We start from the raw sequence: 21222 nt of genomic DNA on the forward strand, positions 1-21222 counted from the left end.
TAGGAAGCCCTACAATCCGCCTCCTATATGAACTCCTTCCTGCGGATTCCCCTCGACACCACGCCGGAGCAGTCCGCGCGCCTCCTCGCGCTGCAGGCGGCGTTCGCCGAGGCCTGCAACGCGCTCGCGCCCGTGGTGCGGCAGACGCGCTGCTGGAATCGGGTGACCCTCCATCACCTCGCCTACAAGACTCTGCGCGAACGGTTTCCGCACCTCGGCTCGCAGATGGCGTGCAATGCGATCTACTCCGTCTCGCGCACGAGCCGCCAGGTCTTCCAGCATCCCGAGAGTCCCTTCAACCTGGCGCGGCTTGCCCCGGGGCGACTGCCGCTGCTCAATTTCGCGGACACCTGTCCCGTGTACTTCGACCGTCACACGCTGAGCGTGAAGGACGGCAAGCTGTCGATGTACACCCTCGACGGGCGCATCCATTTCCAGCTCGCGCTCGGGCCGGAATCGGAAGCCCTGTTCGGCGAACGCAAGCTGCGCGAGATCGTCCTGTCGCGCGCGGCGGAAGATCGCTTCGAGCTTTGCTTCATGTTCTCCGAGGAGGAAGGCGCGCCTTCCGCCTTCGCGGCCGCCAACGACGGCCGCATTCCCGACTACGTGATGGTGGAGGCCGCCGCATGACGCCCGCACGACCCGGCTCCGCCGAAAGCGAACTGCGCGCGGCCTTCGCCGAGCAGCGCCCCATCTTCATTCGCGCCCTCTGGTTCAGCGTGCTGGCCAGCCTGCTCGTGCTCGCGCCGAGCGGCTACATGCTCGAGGTCTACGACCGCGTGGTCAACAGCCGCAACCACCTCACGCTCACCATGCTCACGGTGGTCGTGGTCGCCGCCTTCATGCTGATGGAAGTGCTCGAGTGGGCGCGCAGCGAGCTGATGCATGCGGCCGGCGTCGCCATCGACCGCCGCCTGTCCGAGCGCATCTTCAATGCGAGCTTCGAGGCCAACCTGCGCCGCGTGCCCGGCGGCAGCACGCAGCCGCTGGCCGATTTCCGCACGCTGCGCGAGTTCCTCACCTCGCCTGCGCTGATGGCCACGATGGAAGCGCCGGTCTCGATCGTGTTCCTCGCGCTCATGTTCCTCATCAGCCCGATCCTGGGCTGGGCCGCCGTCGTCGGCGCGCTGGTGCAGACCTTCATCGGCTGGCTGAACGACCGCGGCACGCAGCCCCCGCTCGCGATGGCCAACCGCGTTGCCATCGAGGCGCAGCAATACGCCGACGGTTCGCTGCGCAATGCACAGGTGATCGAGTCGATGGGCATGCTGCGCGACATCCACAAGCGCTGGATGCTGAAGCAGCGCACCATGCTCAACCTGCAGGCAGTGGCCTCCGACCGCGCGGGCGCCTACCAGGCGATGGGCAAGTTCGTCTCGACCACCATGGCGTCGCTGCTGCTCGGGCTGGGCGCCTGGTTGCTGCTGCGCAACGAGATGCACGGTGGCGCGGGGATGATGATCGTGGCCTCGATCCTGGGCGGCCGCGTCCTGCAACCCCTCGTGCAGCTGGTGGCGCAGTGGCGGCTGGTGGTGAATGCGCGCGAGTCGTGGCGGCGTGTTGACCAGCTCCTGCAGGCGCTGCCGGCCCGGCCTCCGACCATGGCGCTGCCCCAGCCGCGCGGCGCGCTGCAGGTCGAAAGCCTCATCGCGGGCGCGCCCGGCTCGCAGACCCCGATCCTGCGCGGCATCCAGCTCCAGATCGCGCCGGGCGAAGTGCTCGTCGTCGTCGGTCCCTCGGCGTCCGGCAAGACCACGCTCGCGCGGCTGCTGGTGGGCATCTGGCCCGCGGCCGCCGGCAAGGTGCGCCTCGACGGCGTCGACGTCTTCCACTGGGACAAGGCCGAGCTCGGCCCGTACGTCGGCTATCTGCCGCAGGGCATCGAGCTGTTCGACGGCACCATCGCCGAGAACATCGCGCGCTTCGGCGCCGTCGACGCGGCGAAGGTCGAGGCGGCGGCGCGCCTGGTCGGCCTGCACGAGTACATCCTTACGCTTCCCGACGGGTACGACAGCGCGGTCGGCCGCGAGGGCGCGATCCTCTCCGGCGGCCAGCGCCAGCGGGTCGGCCTCGCGCGCGCTCTCTACGGCGATCCGGTCTACGTGGTGCTCGACGAGCCGAACTCGTCGCTCGACGATGCCGGCGACGCCGCGCTCGCCTCGGCGATCATGGAAATGAAGAAGCGCGGCACGACCTTCGTGGTCATGACGCATCGCACCAGCGTGCTCCAGGTCGCGGACAAGATGCTCGTGCTGCGCGATGGCGCGCAGCATGCCTTCGGGCCGCGCGATGAAGTGCTCGCCGGCCTCGCGCGCGCCGCCGCGCAGGCCCAGGGCCAGGGTCCGCAGGCCGGCCCGGCCCGGCCCGCGTCGTCCGGTTCCACCCTCGTCGTCGCCTGAGGCCCGCATGCGCTCCAACTTCTTCAATCGCAGCGAACTCGGCGCCACGCTCTGGAGCTTCCGCCGCGAGTTCGTCATCGTCGGCCTGCTGTCCGCCGTGGCCAACGTGCTCATGCTCGCGCCCACGCTCTACATGCTGCAGGTCTACGACCGCGTGCTCGTGAGCTACAGCGAGTTCACGCTGGTCGCCGTCTCGCTCATCACGCTCTTCCTGTTCGGCGTGATGGCTTTCTCCGAGCGCTTGCGCTCGCAAGTGCTGGTGGGCGCGGGCATGCGCCTCGACGAGCGGCTGGGCACGCGCGTCTTCAACGCGAGCTTCGAGTCCTATCTCGGTCAGCTCACGCGCAATCCGTCGCGGGCGTTCCAGGAGCTCATCGAGATCCGCCAGTTCATCACCGGCGCGGGCATCTTCGCGATGTTCGACGCGCCCTGGGCCCCGATCTACATCGCGGTGACCTTCATCATGCATCCGCTGCTCGGCTGGCTCGCGGTCGGCTTCGCGATCGTCCAGATGGGCGTGGCCTGGTATGGCCACAGCCGCAGCCTGCGGCCGGCCGAGGAGGCGCAGCGCGCCCAGGCCGATGCCACCGCCTACCTCCAGAGCAAGCTGCGCAATGCCGAAGTGCTCGAGTCGATGGGCATGATCCCGAACCTCGCGAAGCGCTGGCGCGGCCAGCACGCCGAGGCGCTCGACCGCCACGGCTCTGCGCAGGGCCTCACGCACCGCATCACGGCCGTCAGCAAGTTCCTGCGCTATACCCAGCAGTCGCTCTCGCTCGGCGCCGGCGCGCTGCTCGTGATCGACGGGCAGCTCTCGGCCGGCGGCATGATCGCGGCCAACGTGCTCATGACGCGCGCGCTCGCGCCCATCGACATGCTCGTGGGCACCTGGCGCAGCTTCCTGAGCGCGCGGGGCGCCTACCTTCGGCTCGAGAAGCTGCTCGAGCAGTACCCCGAGCAGGACCCCGCGCTGCGGCGTGTCGCGCCCGAGGGCCGGGTGACGCTGCGCGACGCCGTCGCCACCGCGGCCAACCGCGCCGAGCCGATCCTCAAGAACGTGAGCTTCGAAATTCCCGCGGGGCAGACCGTCGCGATCGTCGGGCCGTCGGGCTCGGGGAAGTCGACGCTCGCGAGGGTGATGGTGGGCATCTGGCCCGAGGTGCATGGCGAAGTCCTGCTCGACGGACTGCCGCTGGCCGGCTGGAACCGCGTCGAGCTCGGCCCGCACCTGGGCTACCTGCCGCAGGACGTCGAGCTGTTCGAGGGCTCCATCGCCGACAACATCGCCCGCTTCACCGACCTCGACTCCGACCGCGTGATCGAAGCCGCGCGCTCGGCGGGCCTGCACGAGATGATCCTGCGCTTTCCCAAGGGCTACGACACGCCGATCGGCGAGGCGGGCAACCTGCTCTCGGGCGGCCAGCGCCAGCGCATCGGCCTGGCACGCGCGATCTACGGCAACCCGGCGCTCGTGGTGCTCGACGAGCCGAACGCAAACCTCGACGACGCCGGGGAAACCGCGCTCGCCAAGGCGGTGCAGGAGCTCAAGACCCGCGGGCGGACCGTCGTGCTGATCACGCACCGTCCCTCGGCCCTGGCCACCGCCGACCGCGTCATCCTCCTGCGCAATGGCATGGTCATGGCCGACGGCCCGCGCGACGAAGTGCTCGCCGCGCTTCGTTCGCCCGCCGCGCCGCCCGCCCCCGCATCGGCGGCCGGCGACGGCGCCACCCTTCCGAATCCCGCGTGAGCGCGGCCCCCAATTCCCACCGGACGAACCGCCCATGGCATCGAACGAACAAGCCAACCCCCTGAATGCCGGCCTCGCGGCGGGCACGGAAGCGCGCAACGAACGCGACGAGCACTTCACGCGCGAGCGCAACCGGGCCAGCCGCATCGGCATTGGCGCGCTGGTCCTCTTCTTCGGCGGCTTCCTCGTCTGGGCCGCCTTCGCGCCGCTCGACGAAGGCGTGCCGAGCCAGGGCATGGTCTCCGTCGACACCAAGCGCAAGCCGGTGCAGCACATCTCCGGCGGCATCGTGAAGGAGGTGTTCGTGCGCGAGGGCGACCGCGTGAAGGAAGGCCAGCTGCTCGTGCGCCTCGACCCCGCGGTGGCGAAGGCCAACTACGAGGCCACGCGCCAGCGCTACCTGGGCCTGCGCGCGATCCATGCCCGGCTCGTCGCCGAGCAGGCGGGAGCGGGCGCCATCAAGTTCCATCCCGAACTCTCGGAGGCCGCGTCCGATCCGCTCATCCGCCAGCAGATCCTGACGCAGGAACAGCTGTTCCAGTCGCGCCGCGCGTCGCTCAGGGCCGATCTGCAGGGCATCCAGGAAAGCATCCAGGGCCAGGAGGCGCAGATCCAGGCCTTGCAGAGCATGCTGGTCAGCCGCAAGGCGCAGCTCGCGCTGGTCAACGAGGAGCTGGGCAACACGCGATCGCTCGTGAAGGATGGCTATGCGCCGCGCAACCGCCAGCTCGAGCTCGAGCGCAGCGTGGCCGACATGAATTCGTCGATGGCCGAGCTGCTGGGCAACATCACGCGCTCGCAGCGCTCCATCGGCGAGCTGAAGCAGCGCAGCATCCAGCGCCAGCAGGAATACCGCAAGGAGCTCGAGACGCAGCTCACCGATGTCAACCGCGACGTGATCGCGGAAGAGGGCAAGTTCCGCGCGCTCCAGCAGGATCTCGAGCGCATCGACATCAAGTCGCCGGCGAGCGGCCAGGTCGTCGGGCTCGCGATCCAGACCGTCGGCGGCGTGCTGCAACCGGGCCAGAAGCTGATGGACATCGTTCCCGAGGACGAGCCGCTCGTGCTCGAGGCGCGCGTGGCGCCGCACATGATCGACCGCGTCCACGAAGGCCAGCCGGTCGACGTGCGTTTCTCGGCGTTCGCGCATTCGCCGCAGCTCGTGGTCGAGGGCAAGGTGTCTTCGATCTCGCGCGACCTCCTCACGGACCCGGCCACCAACCAGTCCTACTACCTCGCGCGCGCGTCGGTCACGCCCGAGGGCGTGAAGAAGCTCGGCGCGCGCCGCATGCAGCCGGGCATGCCGGTCGAGGTGGTGTTCACCACGGGAGAGCGCTCGCTGCTCACGTACCTGCTGAACCCGCTGACGAAGCGCGTCGCCGCGTCCATGAAGGAGGAATGAGCTTGCCGCATCCCCTGCGTACTCTTCTTCCCGCAGCCGCGCTCGCCTGCGCGTTCGTTCCGGCGCATGCGATCGACCTGTCCGAGGCATGGCGCGCCGCGCTCGCCAACGACGCGAACATCCGCGCCGCTCGCGCGGCCGCCGATGCTCGGCGCGAGCGCCTGCCGCAGTCGCGCGCCCAGCTGCTGCCCAACATATCGGCCAGCGTCTCGCGCAACCTCAACTGGCTTCACAGCCGTCAGCCGGCGCTGGGGCGCGTGCTCGAGGACAGTGAGCGCTACACGAGCGCCAGCGATACGGTGCAGCTGCGCCAGCCGATCTTCCGCATGGCGCTGTGGGCCGATTACCGGCAGGCGCACGCGATCGTCGACGAGGCGAACGCGAACCTCGAGCGCGAGCACCAGAACCTCGTCGCGAAAGTCGGCGGCGCCTACCTCGAAGCGCTCCTGGCCGCCGACCAGCTGCAGCTGGTCGACGCGCAGAAGGCCGCTTACCGCACTCAGCTCGCCGCTGCGCAACAGCGGCTGGCGGGCGGGGCGGGGACGCGCACGGACATCGATGAGGCGCAGGCGAGGCTCGATCTCGCGCTCGCGCAGGAGCTCGAACTGCGCCAGGCGCTCGACCTCGCCCGGCGCGAGCTGCAGGTGCTCGTGGAGCAGCCGCTGGGCGAACTCGCCCGCCTCGATACGGCGGCGATGAAGCTCGTTGCGCCGCAACCCGACCGGCTGGACGAGTGGACCGCGCGGGCGGAAGCGAACAGCCCCGAGATCCGGGCGCTGACGGCGCAGCGGGAAGCGGCGCGCTTCGAGATCGACAAGGCGCGCGCGGGCCACTATCCCACTGTCGACGGCATCGTGCAGATCTCGCGCAGCGACAGCGACAACCCCACGCGCATCGACTCGCAGTTCGACAACAAGTCGGTGGGCCTGCAGGTCAACATCCCGATCTATTCCGGCGGCTACGTGCAGTCGCAGATCCGCCAGGCGAACGCCGACTGGCTGCGCATCGGCGAGGCGCTGGAAGCCACGCGCCGCGACCTCGGCGTGCGCATCCACCGCGAGTTCCGCGGCGTGACCGAGGGCGTGGCGAAGGTGCGCGCGCTCGAGCAGGCCGTGCGCTCGGCCGAGCAGCTGGTGAAGTCGAGCCGCATGTCGTTCCGCGCGGGCGCGCGGACGCTGGTCGACGTGCTCAATGCCGAGCAGCAGTTCGCGACCGCGCAGCGCGACCTGGCCCAGGCGCGCTATGTCTACCTCGTATCGCGCGTTCGCCTGAACGCGCTGGCGGGCGGCGAGCGATCGGCCGTCCTCGACGAAATCAACGCATGGCTGAAACCTTGAGCAACCCCGACTCCCAGGATCCGCGCGGCGCGCAGAACGCCGAGACCGCGCAGACGTCCACCCTTCATCCCGTCACCCCCGCACGCCACACCGAGCGCCGCTGGCACCGCTACGTTTCCTACGACTGGGCCGCGCCCCAGGTCATCGTGCCGCTGGTCGGCATGGAGCTCGCGCGGGCCGCGGTCACGCTGCCGATCGCATTCGTGCAGCAGCCCGGCACGGTGGCGAGCGTCGCCGTGCTCGGTCTCGAGCCGGGCGTCAATCTCTTTGTCGGCGCGGACGGGCGCTGGATCGGCGGCTACGTGCCCGCGATGCTGCGCTCCCGCCCTTTCCTGCTGCTGCCGGCGCCCGATGGCCGGCGGGTGCTGTGCGTCGACGAGGCGGCGGGCCGCGTGCAGGTGGGGGGCGCGGGCGAGCCGTTCTTCGATGCCGAAGGCAAGCTCGCCGGGGTGGTCGGACAGGTTTTCGATTTCCTCTCCCAGCTCGAGAATGCCCGCCAGGCCATGGCCCGCGCCTGCGACGCCATCCATGCCTCGGGCGTGCTCGTGCCCTGGGCGATCCAGGTGAAGACGGACAACGGCGAGCGCCGCACCGAGGGGCTGCTGCGCGTGGACGAGGAGAAACTCGCCGCGTTGAGCTCCGATGAATTTTTGAAACTCCGTGAAACCGGAGCGCTGACCGCCATCTATGCGCATCTGCTGTCGACGCAGCACATCGCCCTTCTGGGCGAGCTCGGCCGAGCCCGTTTCGCCTCCCGCAATCCGCCCGTGATGCCCGTCACGTCCGGTGGCGATCTGGACCTGTCGTTCCTGCAAGGCGGTGATACCCTGCGGTTCTCCTGAAATCCGCCCGCGAGGGCCCCAGCCTCCGCAGTTCCATGGCGACACCCTCCAGCGGGCTCGGCTCGATCGAGCAGGCCCTGGGCGCTGACCCCACCGTCAACGCGCTTCTTTACGGCACGCGCTGGGCCAGTGGCGCCGTCTCGTACAGTTTCCTCACGTCGACCAGCAGCTTTTCGACCGACCCGACGATCGGGTATGGCTCGCCCTCGGCCGAACCCTGGAGCTTTCGCTTCGGCGTGTTCGGCTCGCAGGCACAGGCGGCGGCGACCTCGGCGCTCGCGAAATGGGCGAACGTCGCCCAGATCACCTTCCAGTTGCTGCCGGACAGCGGCAACACCTGCGGCGACATCCGCTTCGGCTTCTCCGACATCGGGGACGCGCAGGCGCACGCTTACTCGCCCGGGCAGGCCTCCGGGGGCGACGTGTGGTTCAGCTATACAGAGCGGTCCCGCAGCTTCGCCGAAGGCACGTACAACTATCTCACGATGGTCCACGAAACCGGCCACGCGCTGGGCCTGAAGCATCCGTTCAGCGGCGTGCCCGGCAACGCGGCCGTCCTCGGCGCCGCGCTGGACAACCTGAGCAACACCGTCATGTCGTACAGCGCCGCCTCGGGCGACATCGACAGCGACTTCACGTACCGCCCGACCACGCCGATGCGGCTGGACATCCTGGCGATGCAGCAGCTCTACGGCGCGAACGCTTCGTACAACGCGGGCGATTCGGCCTACGTCTTCGCCCAGGGCGCCGACTACCACCAGACGGTGTGGGACGGCGGCGGCATCGACGCCTTCAGCTACAGCGGGGCCGACAACTGCGTCATCGACCTGCGCTCCGGGGCCGGCTCCACCATGGGCAATGCGGTCTTCGTGCTCAACGCCGTCGGCGCGCGGACCACGCAGGTGTCGAACATCTGGATCGCGGATGCGGCAACCATCGAGAACGCGACGGGCGGCGCGGGCAACGACCGCGTCACGGGCAATGGCGTGGCCAACAAGCTCGATGGCGGCGCAGGCACCGACACTCTGCAGGGCGCCGCGGCCAACGACCGGATCGAAGGCGGCGCGGGCGTGGACATAGCCCTCTACGGCGGAGCCGCGGCCGACTACGTGGTGCTCTTCAATTCGGCGACCGGTCGCTACACGGTGGCCGACCGGCTGGCTGCGCGCGACGGCATCGACGTGGTCTCGGGCGTCGAGCAGTTCCAGTTCTCGGATGGCGCCCGCGGCGCGAGCGCCCTCGCGATCGCGGCGCCCGTGCAGGGCACGGCCCGCATCGTGCTGGGCATCAGCGAGGCCTTCTACGGTTTCGCCCCCGGCAGCAGCCAGTACCAGGCTTCGGCCACGACGGTCGCCACCGAGGGCGCGTCGGCCTTCGCACTCGCCGTGGGGCGCGGATTTACAGAGGTGCCCAGCGCGCAGCTCGCCGCGGACGTGCTGCTGCGCCTGGGCATCGAGGCCAACACGCTCGGGGGCGCGGTGCCGGGGGAAAGCTATACCGCATTGCGGGACGCGGTCGACATTATCTTTACGGTGTACAGTGTTGCCCGCGGCCAGGTCGTCCTGAATCTCGTCAACCTCCTGGCGAACCTCGAGGGCGATGCCGTGTACGGCCAGGCGGCGGCGACGCTGGCGGGCCGGCTGACAATCGACTACAACAACCTGGGGCCGGTGGCGCTGGCAGGCATCGCAGAGCCGGCGTGGACCGGTGTTTGAATAGAAACGTGGATCATTCGCGCAGCATCACGATATCGATAGTGAGTCACGCCCAGCGTGACATGATCGAGCAACTGCTTTCGCAGCTCGCCCGCTGGGACGATGGCGTCATCAGCGAGGTCATCATCACCCACAACGTGCCGGAAGACGGCATGTCGATGGCGCGGCAGAAGTGCGCCTTCGCGGTGACCGAGATCCACAACCCCCGCCGCATGGGCTTCGGCGCCAACCACAACCAGGCGTTCCGGCACTGCCGCAGCAGCCACTTCTGCGTGCTCAACCCCGACATCGAGCTGATGGGCCCCGGCGTGTGGGACGCGCTGCTCGAAGCGTCGGCGCAGAACCCCGATTCGTGCGTGTACCCGCCGCTCATGAACACCGACGGCTCCCGCCAGGACAGCGAGCGCGAGGTGCCGACGCCGTCGTCGCTCTGGCGGCGCCATGCGCTGCGCCGCCAGGAGACGCGGGTCGACTGGGTCAGCGCCGCCTTCTGGCTGCTGCCGTCGGATCTCTTCCGCCGCATGGGCGGCTTCGACGAGGGGTATTACATGTACTGCGAGGACGCCGACTTCTGCCTGCGCCTGCAACTGGCCGGCGGCCACCTCGCGAAGGCGGGTCCGCCGGTCGTGCATGACGCGGCCCGCAGCAGCCGGCGGCTGCCGCAGCGCTTCGTGTGGCACGTCAACAGCCTGCTGCGCCTGTGGCGCCAGCCTGTTCTTTCCGACTACCTGCGCCTGCTCGGCGCCACCCCGGAGACCCAACGTGGCTGACATCGCGACCGACGTCTCGCGCATCGCGCCGCGCGAGAAGGCCGAGATCCTCGCCCAGGCATTGCCGTACATCCGCCGCTTCCATGGCAAGACCATGGTCATCAAGTACGGCGGCAACGCCATGACCGACCCCGAGCTGCAGGCCGACTTCGCCGAAGATGTGGTGCTGCTGAAGCTCGTGGGCATCAATCCCGTGGTGGTCCACGGCGGCGGCCCGCAGATCGAGCAGGCGCTCAATCGACTGGGCAAGAAGGGCGAGTTCATCCAGGGCATGCGCGTCACCGACGCCGAAACCATGGAAGTCGTCGAATGGGTCCTGGCCGGCGAAGTCCAGCAGGACATCGTGGGCCTGATCCATCAGGCCGGCGGCAAGGCCGTGGGCCTGACTGGCCGCGACGGCGGCCTGATCCGCGCGCGCAAGCTCAAGATGCTCGACGCCAAGGACCCGACGAAGGAATACGACGTCGGCCAGGTGGGCGACATCGTGCAGATCGATCCGTCGGTCGTGATCGCCCTGCAGGACGACCGCTTCATTCCCGTCATCAGCCCCATCGGCTTCGGCGAGCAGAACGAGAGCTACAACATCAACGCGGACGTCGTGGCGAGCAAGCTCGCCACCGTGCTGTCGGCCGAGAAGCTCGTGCTGCTCACCAACACGCCCGGCGTGCTCGACAAGAGCGGCAAGCTGCTCACCGACCTCACCGCGCGCGAGATCGACGAGCTCTTCGCCGACGGCACGATCTCCGGCGGCATGCTGCCCAAGATCAGCGGCGCGCTCGACGCCGCCAAGGCCGGCGTGAACGCGGTCCACATCATCGACGGCCGCGTTCCGCACGCGATGCTGCTCGAGATCCTCACGGACCAGGCCTACGGGACGATGATCCGCTCGCACTGAGCGGTTTTTCTCCCTCTTCCCCCGGGAGAGGGTCGAGGCGGGGGCACGGCGAGGCACAATCTCCCCCATGCGCCTGCTCCTCGTGGAAGACGACGTGATGGTGGCCAGCGGCATCAAGCTGGGGCTGGCCAACGCCGGTTACGCGGTGGACTGGGTGGGCAGCGGCGAACGCGCCGAGGAAGTGCTGCGCACCGAAGTCTTCGACGCCGCCATCATCGACATCGGCCTGCCGCTCATGGACGGGCTCGAACTCACGCGCCGCCTGCGACGCCCCGACATGGCGAGCCATGCGATGCCGGTCCTGATCCTGACCGCGCGCGATGCGCTGCAGGACCGCGTGCAGGGCCTCGACCTCGGCGCCGACGACTACATGGTCAAGCCCTACGAGCTGCCCGAACTCCTCGCGCGCCTGCGCGCTTTGCTGCGCCGCTCGCAGGCCGCGACCTCCGCGGTCCTCGCCTTCGGCCCGATCGAGCTCGACACGGCGAATCGCCGCGCGAGCGCCCGGCGCGACGGCGAGCGGGTGCCGATCGAGCTCGGGCCGCGCGAGTGGACGGTGATGGAATACCTGCTGATCAACGCGCCGAAGCCCGCGAGCAAGGAAAAGCTGCTGCAGGCGCTCACCGGCTGGGACAAGGAGATCACGCCCAACGCGGTCGAGGTCTACATCTCGCGGCTGCGCGGGAAGCTCGAGCCCTTCGGCGTCGCGCTGCGCTCCATTCGCGGCTTCGGCTACCGCCTCGAGCTGCGCGACCCCGCGTGAAGGCGAGCGTGGCCGACGCCCGCGGCGGCACCGGCGTCCCGGCGGCGCCCGGCAAGCGCGACGATCTCGGCATCGCAACCGGCCTGCGCCGGCGCCTGCTCGTCATGCTGATCGCCCCGCTGATCCTGCTGGCTTTCGCGAGCGCGTGGAGCAACTACCGCTCCACCGAGAACGTCGCCGCCCAGCAGGATCTGCGCCTGCTCGGCCTCGTGCCGCTGCTCGCCGACTCCGTGATCGGCGAGGGCCTGCGCGGCGATGCGGTCCTGCTGCTCGTCGCGCCGCCGGTCGAGGAATTCATGAAGGACCGTCCCGGCTATTCGGCCTACGCGATCCTGGATGCCGATGGCAAGGTGATGCACGGCGAATCCTGGCTCGCCGGGCAGGTGCCGCCGACGCGGGAGGCCGAACTGCACAGCGAGGAGCGCGGGGGCACGCGATGGCGGATCGTGAGCCAGCGCCAGCAGACCGTGCTGGGCGAGCTGATCTTCGTGGTCGCGGACGGCTCGGATCCGCGCCAGCAGTGGGTGCGCGCGATTCTCATCAAGGTGCTGCTGCCCAACCTGATCCTCATCGCCGCGGCGGCCTTCGCCGTGCGCTGGGCGGTGCAGCTCGCGCTCCGTCCCCTGATGACGCTGCGCGGCGCGGTGGAGCGGCGCTCGCCGCGCGACCTGAGCCCGATCGACGTGCAGGGCACGCCGGTGGAGGTGCGCCCGCTCGTGCAGTCGCTCAACCGCCTGTTCGCCCTCGTCGAGGCGCAGGCGGAAGGGCATCGCCGCTTCGTCGCGGACGCGGCCCACCAGTTGCGCACGCCGCTCGCGGGCCTGCAGGCGCAGGTCGAGGCGTGGGGCCAGGCGGCGCAAGCCCGCAGCGCGGACGACTTCCTGCCCCTGCCCGTCGATCAGGTGCAGAAGCTGCGCGCGGCGACGCGGCGCACCTCGCAGCTCGCCAACCAGCTCCTCGCACTCTCGCGCGCCGACGTCGGCAGCATGGAAGGCCAGCCGATGCAACCCATCGAGCTGAAGACGCTGTGCGAGGCGACGCTCGAGACCTTCCTCGACGCCGCCAGCGCGAAGCAGATCGACCTCGGCCTCGACGCCGAGCCCGCGCGCGTGATGGGGCACGAATGGCTCCTTCGCGAACTGCTCGCGAACCTCGCGGACAATGCGGTGCGCTATACGCCGGCCGGCGGCACGGTCACCATCCGCTGCGGACGCCACGATGGCGACGCCTTCATCGAAGTCGAGGACGACGGGCCGGGCGTGCCCGCTGGCGAAAGGTCCCGCATCCTCGAGCGCTTCTACCGCCTGCAGGGCACGGGCGGCGAGGGCACGGGCCTCGGCCTCGCCATCGCGGACGAGATCGCGCGTGTGCATCATGGCCAGCTGCTCCTGTCCGAAGGACACGGAGGCCGGGGTCTGCGGGTCCGTGCCAAGTTCCCGGGGTGAGCGCGCACTCGTCGGCAGAGCCTTGACAGCGCATGAAAGGTGTCTGGCTCACCCCCGGGGAAACCCGGCTCGGCAGTATGCGAGAATGAATTTCAGGTCCTGCCCACCATGACGCACGCCGACATCCGCAACCCCGATCCCGTCCAGAGCTCCGAACCCGCGGCCGCGGCCGCGACCGTCTCCGCACCCGCACCCGCACGCAAGCGGCCGAAGCCGGGCGAGCGCCGGGTGCAGATCCTCCAGGCGCTCGCGACCATGCTGGAGCAGCCGGGCGCGGAGCGAATCACCACGGCCGCGCTCGCCGCGAAACTGGACGTGAGCGAGGCAGCCCTGTATCGGCACTTCGCGAGCAAGGCGCAGATGTTCGAGGGACTGATCGAGTTCATCGAGCAAAGCGTCTTCACGCTCGTCAACCAGATCTCCGAGCGCGAGGCGCAGGGCCACGCGCAGGCCGCGCGCATCGTGGGGATGCTGATCCAGTTCGCCGAGAAGAACCCGGGCATGACCCGCGTGATGGTCGGCGACGCGCTCGTGTTCGAGAACGATCGCCTGCAGCACCGCATGAACCAGTTCTTCGACAAGATCGAGGCGTCGCTGCGCCAGTGCCTGCGCGCGGCGGGCGAGGCCGATTCCGCGACGCCGACGGTCGAGGCGCAGGTCCGCGCCTCGATGCTCACTTCGTTCATCGTCGGCCGCCTGCAGCGCTTCGCGCGTTCCGGGTTCAAGCGTCCCCCTTCCGAGCACCTCGACGCCAGCCTCGCGCGGATGATCTAGTGCTTCGCATCGCCCTGGCAGGGCGCGACGTCGTCCTGCATGCGAGCGGCGCCGCCTTTCTTTCCGAAGACAGCACCCTGTTGATCGCCGATGCGCATTTCGGCAAGGCCGTGAGTTTTCGCAAGCTCGGGGTGCCCGTGCCGCAGGGAACGACCAGCGAGACCCTGCGCAAGCTGAGCGGAGCGATCGCGGACACCGGCGCGCGGCGCGTCGTGTTCCTCGGCGACTTTCTGCACTCGGCACGTTCGCACGCGGCGCCCACGCTGGCGGCCGTGCATGCATGGCGCGACGCGCACGTCGACGTCGACCTCACGCTGGTCCGCGGCAATCACGACGACCGCGCCGGCGACCCGCCCGCGACGCTGGGCGTTCGCGTGGTGGACGAGCCGCTCGCGCTCGGCCCGTTCGCGCTGTGCCATCACCCGAAGCCGGTGGGTGGCATGTACGTGCTCGCGGGCCACTGGCATCCGTGCATCAGCGTCGGCGGCCGGAGGTTCGAGCGCCTGCGGCTGCCGTGCTTCTGGCTCGGCGACGACAGCGGCGCCATGCCGGGGCAGGCGGTGGGCATCCTGCCGGCCTTCGGCAGTTTCACCGGCATGCATCGGATCGATCCGCGCGCGGGCGACCGCATCTATCCCATTGCCGACGGGACAGTCCGCGCGATCCCGGCCCTGCCTGTTCCGTGACGCGAAGGCAGGGTCGCGAACTTCCAGCGCAGGCGACGGGGATTCATGCACAGCCCCTTATCATGAAGGCGGCGCGCGGTCGTTCGTCACGACCCGCATTCCGACCCGACCGAGAACAGGAAATCCAAGGCATGAAACTCGTCCGCTACGGCAAACCAGGCAGCGAAAAGCCCGGCCTCATCGACCTCGACGGCAAGCTGCGCGACCTCTCGTCGGTCGTGCCCGATCTCGGGCCCGCGCAGCTGGGCGCGGCCGGCATGGCGCGCATCCGCAAGGCGAACCCCGCGAAGCTGCCGCTCGTGCGGGGCACGCCGCGCTTCGGCTGTCCGGTCGCGGGCGTGGGCAAGTTCGTCGCGATCGGCCTGAACTACGCCGACCATGCGGCCGAATCGGGCGCCCCCATCCCCAAGGAGCCCATCATCTTCATGAAGGCGACGAGCTGCATCCAGGGTCCGAACGACCCGGTGATGCTGCCGCGCGGTTCGGTCAAGGGCGACTGGGAGATCGAGCTCGGCATCGTCATCGGCACGAAGGCGAGCTACGTGCCGAGCACGAAAGCGCTGGCGCACGTGGCGGGCTACACGATCGTCAACGACGTGAGCGAGCGCGAGTACCAGCTCGAGCGCGGACCGCAGTGGGACAAGGGCAAGGGCTGCGACACCTTCGGACCGGTCGGGCCGTGGCTCGTCACGCCGGACGAGATCGGGAACGTGCAGCGCCTCGACATGTGGCTGGACCTCAACGGCCAGCGCATGCAGACCGGCAACACGCGCACCATGATCTTCAGCGCGGCGAAGATCGTGAGCTACGTCAGCCACTTCATGACGCTTCACCCCGGCGACATCATCACCACCGGCACGCCGCCCGGCGTGGCGCTGGGCATGAAGACGCCGCGCTGGCTGCGCAAGGGCGACGTGATGACGCTGGGCATCACCGGGCTCGGCGAGCAGCGGCAGGAAGTCATCGCGTACAAGGCAAGCGCATAGAACGGCGCCTCTAAAGCGCCGCCGCGCCCCACGCGCGGCCGGATTTCCTGCAGAATAGAACGACCGTTCGTTTTATCCTTCAGGAATCCATGTCCTTGACCCAGGTGCCTCGCAGTGCGGCTCGCGTGCGCGACGGCCGGCCCTTGCAGAAAGGCCGGCAGACCAAGGCGTCCATCGTCGAGGCGGCGCTCGGACTCGCCACGCAGATCGGGCTCGAGGGCCTGTCCATCGGCGCGCTCGCGGAGGCGACGCAGATGAGCAAGTCGGGCGTCTTCGCGCACTTCGGCTCGCGCGAGGAGCTGCAGATCTCCGTCATCCGCGAATATCACGCGCGCTTCGAGAGCGAGGTGTTCTACCCGGCGCTGAAGGAGCCGCGCGGCCTGCCGCGCCTGCGCGCGCTGTTCGCCAACTGGATGAAGCGCACCTCCATCGAAATCGATTCCGGCTGCATCTACATCAGCGGCGCCGTCGAGTTCGACGACCGCGCCGGACCCGTGCGCGACGCGCTCGCGAGCTCGGTGCAGGTCTGGCACGCCGCAATGAAGCGTGCAATCGCGTCCGCGAAGGACGAGGGCCACCTGAATCCCGACGTGGACGAGGAGCAGATGCTCTTCGAGATCCACGGCCTCATTCTCGCGCTGCATTACGAAGCGCGATTCCTGCAGAACCCCGGCTCCATCGCCCGCGCGAATGCCGGCTTCGACCGCATCCTCCGCCAGTACGGCGCGCGGTCGAGCACAACGAAGTCATCGAAAAAGGAGTAGTCCCGTGCCCACCTATACACCGCCCCTGCGAGACATGCAGTTCGTCTTGCACGAACTGCTGAACGTCGCCGAGGAATACAAGGCGATCCCGAAGCACGCCGACGTCGACGCGGACACGATCAACGCCATCCTCGAGGAAGGCGGCAAGTTCGCCGCCGAGGTCGCGTTCCCGCTCAACATCGCGGGTGACACCGAGGGGTGCACCCTGAACAGGGACACGCACGAAGTCACCACGCCCACGGGCTTCAAGGAAGCGTACGCGAAGTACATCGAGGGCGGCTGGCCCGCGCTCTCGTGCGATCCGGAGTACGGCGGACAGGGCCTGCCCTTCACGCTGAACCAGAACATCTACGAGATGATGAACAGCGCCAACCAGGCGTGGACGATGTACCCCGGCCTGTCGCACGGCGCGTACGAGTGCCTGCATGCGCACGGCACGGACGAACAGAAGAAGACGTACATGACCAAGCTCGTGAGCGGCGAGTGGACCGGCACGATGTGCCTGACCGAGCCGCATTGCGGCACCGACCTGGGCATGCTGCGCACGAAGGCGGAACCGCAAGCGGATGGCACGTACAGGATCACCGGCAACAAGATTTTCATCTCGGCCGGCGAACACGACTTCACGCCCAACATCATCCACCTCGTGCTCGCGCGCCTGCCGGACGCGCCGCAGGGCAGCAAGGGCATCAGCCTCTTCGTCGTTCCCAAGTTCAAGGTAAACGCGGACGGGTCGCTGGGCGAGCGCAACGGCATCCACTGCGGCGGCCTGGAGCACAAGATGGGCATCCACGGCAACGCGACGGCGCAGCTCGTGCTCGACGGCGCCATCGGCACGCTGGTCGGCGAACCGAACAAGGGCCTGTCGGCCATGTTCGTGATGATGAACGCGGCACGCCTCGGCGTCGGCAACCAGTCGCTGGGCCTCACCGAAGTCGCCTACCAGAACGCGCTCGCCTATGCGAAGGACCGCATCCAGATGCGCTCGCTCTCCGGCGTGAAGGCCAAGGACAAGCCGGCGGACCCGATCATCGTCCATCCCGACGTGCGCAAGATGCTGCTCACGGCCAAGGCGTACGCCGAAGGCGGCCGCGCGCTCGCCACCTATTGCGCGCTGCTGCTCGACAAGGAGATCCACCACCCCGACGAAAAGGTCCGCAAGGACAGCGCCGAGCTCGTCGCGCTGCTCACGCCCATCGTCAAGGCCTTCCTGACCGACAACGGCTGGACTTCGACCTCGGCGTGCCTGCAGGTCTTCGGCGGCCATGGCTACATCAAGGAATGGGGCATGGAGCAGTACGTGCGCGATTCGCGCATCAACATGATCTACGAAGGCACGAACACCGTGCAATCGCTCGACCTGCTGGGCCGCAAGATCCTCGGCAACAACGGCGCGACGCTGAAGAAGTTCGGCAAGCTCGTCGCGCGGCTCGTGGAGGAGGAAGGCGTGAACGAGAAGATGGCGGAGTTCATCAACCCCATCGCGTATCTCGGCGACCAGATGACGAAGTTCACCACCGAGCTCGGCTTCAAGGGCATGCAGAACGCCGACGAAGTGGGCGCGGCGGCCGTCGACTACCTGCGCGTGCTGGGCCACCTGGTCTTCGGCTACTTCTGGGCGCGCATGGCGCAGGTTGCGCTGAAGCAGATCGAAGCGGGCAACACCGACCCCTTCTACGTCGCCAAGCTCCAGACCGCGCGCTTCTATTTCGCGCGCCTGTTCCCCGAAACCGCGATGCTCATGCGCACCGCGCGCGCGGGCGTGAAGAACCTGCTGGATACCGACGAGGCGCTCGCATGAACCGCACTTCCGCGTCACTCCCGCGGAGGCGGGCATCCAGGGCTTTCATCGGCGCCTTCGCCGTCTTCGCGGCGTTCGCCGCACTCCCGGCCGCCATCGCGCAGCCCGCTCCCATGACCCCCGTCGGACTCTGGCGCAGCATCGACGACAAGACCGGCGAGCCGCGCGCGGAAATCCGCATCGTCGAGAACGCGGGCGTGCTGACGGGCCGCATCGAGAAGCGTCTCGACAAGACGGCCAAGCCCGACGCGGTCTGCGTCGAATGCAAGGACGACCGAAAGGACAAGCCCATGAACGGCCTCGAGATCATCCGCGGCGTGCGCAAGGCCGAGGGCAAGGACCTGTGGGAAGGCGGCAAGGTGCTCGACCCCGAGAACGGCCGCGAGTACACGGCGAAGCTCACGCCCATCGAGGGCGGCAAAAAGCTCGAGATGCGCGGCTCGTTCGGCCCGTTCGGGCGCACGCAGACCTGGGTGAGGGTGCAGTGATGGCCGTCTCCCGATTCCCCGTGAAGAAGGTCGCCGTGCTCGGCGCGGGCGTGATGGGCGCGCAGATCGCCGCGCATCTCGTGAACGTGAAGGTGCCGGTGATCCTGTTCGACCTGCCCGCGAAGGAGGGTCCGAAGAACGGCATCGTGACGAAGGCCGTGGAGGGCCTGAAGAAGCTGAAGCCCTCGCCGCTCGGCGTGGCGGACGACGCGGCGCTCATCCAGCCCGCCAACTACGAGGAGCACCTGGACCTGCTCAAGGAGTGCGACCTCGTGATCGAGGCGATCGCCGAGCGCATGGACTGGAAGCTCGATCTGTACGGGAAGATCGCGCCCTTCGTCGCGCCGCATGCGATCGTCGCGTCGAACACCTCGGGCCTGTCGATCACGAAACTGTCCGAAGCGCTGCCGGAGGCCATCAAGCCGCGTTTTTGCGGCATCCATTTCTTCAATCCGCCGCGGTACATGTATCTCGTCGAGCTGATCGCCACGCCGACGACGAAGCCCGAGATCCTCGATCAGCTCGAGACCTTCGTGACGAGCGGCCTCGGCAAGGGCGTCGTGCGCGCAAAGGACACGCCCAACTTCATCGCCAACCGCGTCGGCATCGCCGGGATGCTCGGCACGATGCGCGAGGTGGAGAAGTTCGGGCTGACCTACGACGTGGTCGACGACCTCACCGGCAAGAAGCTGGGCCGCGCATCGAGCGGCACCTTCCGCACGGCCGACGTCGTCGGACTCGACACCATGGCGCACGTCATCAAGACGCTGCAGGACACGCTCGACGAGAAGAGCGATCCGTTCTACGCGAGTTTCGGCACCCCGGACGTGCTGAAGGCGCTGCTGGAAAAGGGCAACCTCGGGCAGAAGTCGAAGGCGGGCTTCTACAAGAAGGCGGGCCGCGACATCCTGCGCTTCGAACCGGAGAGCGGCGACTATGTGCCGGCCGGACAGAAGTCCGACGAGGTGTATGCGCGCATGCTGAAGAAGCCCGCGGCCGAGCGCCTGCGCCTGCTGCGCGAGAGCCAGGGGCCGCAGGGGCAGTTCCTGTGGGCGATCCTGCGCAACGGCTTCCACTACGCGGCCGTGCATCTCGCAACGATCGCGGAGACGGCGCGCGACGTCGACCTCGCGATGCGCTGGGGCTTCGGCATGAAGCAGGGTCCGTTCGAGCTCTGGCAGGAAGCGGGCTGGCTGCAGGTCGCGCAATGGATTGCCGAGGACATCGAGGCGGGCAAGACGCTGTCGAAGGCGCCCTTGCCCGCGTGGGTGACGAGCGGCCCCGTGGCGGAGGCGGGCGGTGTTCACACCGCGGAAGGTTCGTGGAACCCGACCGCGAAGCGTTTCGAGCCCCGTCGTGTGCTGCCGGTGTACGAGCGCCAGCTGTTCCCCGAATTGCTGCGTGGCGAGCCGGGCGCGCGGCATGACGAGGCCGGCCGCACGATCGAGGAGAGCGACAGCATCCGCCTGTGGACGCTCGATGGCGACGTGCTCATTGCAAGCCTGAAGACGAAGATGCACGCCATCAGCCCCGAGGCCTGCGAAGGCCTGATGCAGGCGGTGGAGCTTGCCGAGAAGGAATATCGCGGCCTGGTGATCTGGCCGGGCGACGAGCCGTTCTCGGTCGGCGCGGACCTCCAGGCGATGCTGCCCGCGTTCGTGGCGGTCGGCGTGAGCGCCATCGACGATGCCGAGGGCTTCATGCAGCAGACGATGCTGCGCCTGCGCTATGCGAGCGTGCCGGTGGTTTCGGCGATCCGGGGCATGGCGCTCGGCGGCGGTTGCGAGCTTGCGGTGTATTCGTCGAAGCGCGTGGCCGCGATGGAGAGCTACATCGGCCTCGTCGAAGTCGGCGTCGGTCTGGTGCCCGGTGCGGGCGGCCTGACCTACATCGCACGCCGCGCGGCCGAGAACGCGGCGACGAGCACCGACAAGGACATCCTGAAGTTCCTGATCGAGGGCTTCACGGCCGCGGCGATGGCGAAGGTCGGCACGAGCGCGCTGGAGTCGCGCAAGCTCGGCTGGCTGCTGGAGAGCGACACGGTCGTTCCGAACAAGGACGAGCTGCTGTACGTCGCGCTGCAAACCGCAAAGAGCATGTTCGACGAGGGCTATCGCCCGCCCTTGAAGCGCATGTTCCCCGTGGCCGGTCGCAGTTCGAAGGCGACGATCCAGGGGCAGCTGGTGAACATGCGCGACGGCGGCTTCATCAGCGCGCACGACTTCCGCATCGCCTCGCTCATCGCGCATGTCGTGACGGGCGGCGACGTGGATGCGAACACGCTGGTCAGCGAGGAGTACCTGATGACGCTGGAGCGAAGGGCGTTCTGCGAGCTGGTGCAGAACGAGAAGACGCAGGAGCGGATCCTGGGGATGCTGAACACCGGCAAGCCGGTGAGGAACTGA

The 21222-nt window shown here is 68.6% G+C and carries 18 protein-coding genes; all 18 read left to right on the top strand.

What is annotated here, in order from left to right; all coding sequences use genetic code 11:
- Window positions 1-27 precede the first annotated feature (27 nt).
- The 18 genes from AB7E83_RS05575 to AB7E83_RS05660 all read left to right on the top strand — a co-directional run bounded on the left by AB7E83_RS05575 (window position 28) and on the right by AB7E83_RS05660 (window position 21222).
- The gene (locus AB7E83_RS05575) at window positions 28-630 is read left to right on the top strand and encodes a hypothetical protein (RefSeq protein ID WP_428566282.1); all 603 of its coding nucleotides are present in this window, start codon (window positions 28-30) and stop codon (window positions 628-630) included.
- Window positions 627-2399: a type I secretion system permease/ATPase gene (locus AB7E83_RS05580; protein ID WP_428566284.1), complete on the top strand. Its 1773-nt coding sequence runs from the start codon at window positions 627-629 to the stop codon at window positions 2397-2399. The genes AB7E83_RS05575 and AB7E83_RS05580 overlap by 4 nt, the downstream gene beginning before the upstream one ends.
- 7 nt (window positions 2400-2406) lie before the next feature.
- Window positions 2407-4149 (top strand): type I secretion system permease/ATPase, encoded by a 1743-nt coding sequence (locus AB7E83_RS05585; RefSeq protein ID WP_428566287.1) that lies wholly within the window; start codon window positions 2407-2409, stop codon window positions 4147-4149.
- Between the two features lie 34 nt (window positions 4150-4183).
- Entirely contained in the window at window positions 4184-5551 is a 1368-nt protein-coding gene (locus AB7E83_RS05590) for an HlyD family type I secretion periplasmic adaptor subunit (RefSeq protein ID WP_428566290.1), read from the top strand.
- Window positions 5548-6888 carry a TolC family outer membrane protein gene (locus AB7E83_RS05595; protein WP_428566291.1) on the top strand — a complete coding sequence of 447 codons (1341 nt, stop codon included), beginning with the start codon at window positions 5548-5550 and terminating at the stop codon, window positions 6886-6888. Before AB7E83_RS05590 ends, AB7E83_RS05595 begins: the two co-directional genes overlap by 4 nt.
- Window positions 6885-7730, top strand: a complete 846-nt coding sequence (locus AB7E83_RS05600) for a SapC family protein (RefSeq protein ID WP_428566294.1) — start codon at window positions 6885-6887, stop codon at window positions 7728-7730. The genes AB7E83_RS05595 and AB7E83_RS05600 overlap by 4 nt, the downstream gene beginning before the upstream one ends.
- A gap of 35 nt (window positions 7731-7765) precedes the next feature.
- A complete protein-coding gene (locus tag AB7E83_RS05605) occupies window positions 7766-9445 on the top strand; it encodes a M10 family metallopeptidase (RefSeq protein ID WP_428566296.1) in 1680 nt (559 codons plus the stop codon).
- Window positions 9446-9486: 41 nt separating this feature from the next.
- Entirely contained in the window at window positions 9487-10215 is a 729-nt protein-coding gene (locus AB7E83_RS05610; protein ID WP_428566299.1) for a glycosyltransferase, read from the top strand.
- A gap of 1 nt (window position 10216) precedes the next feature.
- A complete protein-coding gene (gene argB / locus AB7E83_RS05615) occupies window positions 10217-11110 on the top strand; it encodes an acetylglutamate kinase (RefSeq protein ID WP_428566691.1) in 894 nt (297 codons plus the stop codon).
- A 67-nt stretch (window positions 11111-11177) separates the two neighbouring features.
- Complete coding sequence (locus tag AB7E83_RS05620; protein WP_428566301.1) at window positions 11178-11873, top strand: response regulator; 696 nt, start codon at window positions 11178-11180, stop codon at window positions 11871-11873.
- A 71-nt stretch (window positions 11874-11944) separates the two neighbouring features.
- Window positions 11945-13318: an ATP-binding protein gene (locus AB7E83_RS05625; protein ID WP_428566693.1), complete on the top strand. Its 1374-nt coding sequence runs from the start codon at window positions 11945-11947 to the stop codon at window positions 13316-13318.
- A gap of 108 nt (window positions 13319-13426) precedes the next feature.
- The gene (slmA, locus tag AB7E83_RS05630; RefSeq protein ID WP_428566304.1) at window positions 13427-14092 is read left to right on the top strand and encodes a nucleoid occlusion factor SlmA; all 666 of its coding nucleotides are present in this window, start codon (window positions 13427-13429) and stop codon (window positions 14090-14092) included.
- The gene (gene pdeM / locus AB7E83_RS05635) at window positions 14092-14778 is read left to right on the top strand and encodes a ligase-associated DNA damage response endonuclease PdeM (RefSeq protein WP_428566306.1); all 687 of its coding nucleotides are present in this window, start codon (window positions 14092-14094) and stop codon (window positions 14776-14778) included. The genes slmA and pdeM overlap by 1 nt, the downstream gene beginning before the upstream one ends.
- Before the next feature lie 131 nt (window positions 14779-14909).
- Window positions 14910-15764 (top strand): fumarylacetoacetate hydrolase family protein, encoded by an 855-nt coding sequence (locus AB7E83_RS05640; protein WP_428566309.1) that lies wholly within the window; start codon window positions 14910-14912, stop codon window positions 15762-15764.
- An 89-nt stretch (window positions 15765-15853) separates the two neighbouring features.
- Window positions 15854-16528 (top strand): TetR/AcrR family transcriptional regulator, encoded by a 675-nt coding sequence (locus AB7E83_RS05645; RefSeq protein ID WP_428566312.1) that lies wholly within the window; start codon window positions 15854-15856, stop codon window positions 16526-16528.
- A 4-nt stretch (window positions 16529-16532) separates the two neighbouring features.
- Entirely contained in the window at window positions 16533-18329 is a 1797-nt protein-coding gene (locus AB7E83_RS05650; RefSeq protein WP_428566313.1) for an acyl-CoA dehydrogenase C-terminal domain-containing protein, read from the top strand.
- Between the two features lie 113 nt (window positions 18330-18442).
- The gene (locus AB7E83_RS05655; protein ID WP_428566316.1) at window positions 18443-18817 is read left to right on the top strand and encodes a DUF2147 domain-containing protein; all 375 of its coding nucleotides are present in this window, start codon (window positions 18443-18445) and stop codon (window positions 18815-18817) included.
- Complete coding sequence (locus AB7E83_RS05660) at window positions 18817-21222, top strand: 3-hydroxyacyl-CoA dehydrogenase/enoyl-CoA hydratase family protein (protein ID WP_428566318.1); 2406 nt, start codon at window positions 18817-18819, stop codon at window positions 21220-21222. Before AB7E83_RS05655 ends, AB7E83_RS05660 begins: the two co-directional genes overlap by 1 nt.

Source organism: Ramlibacter sp., from assembly GCF_050250995.1.
Classification (GTDB): domain Bacteria; phylum Pseudomonadota; class Gammaproteobacteria; order Burkholderiales; family Burkholderiaceae_C; genus Ramlibacter.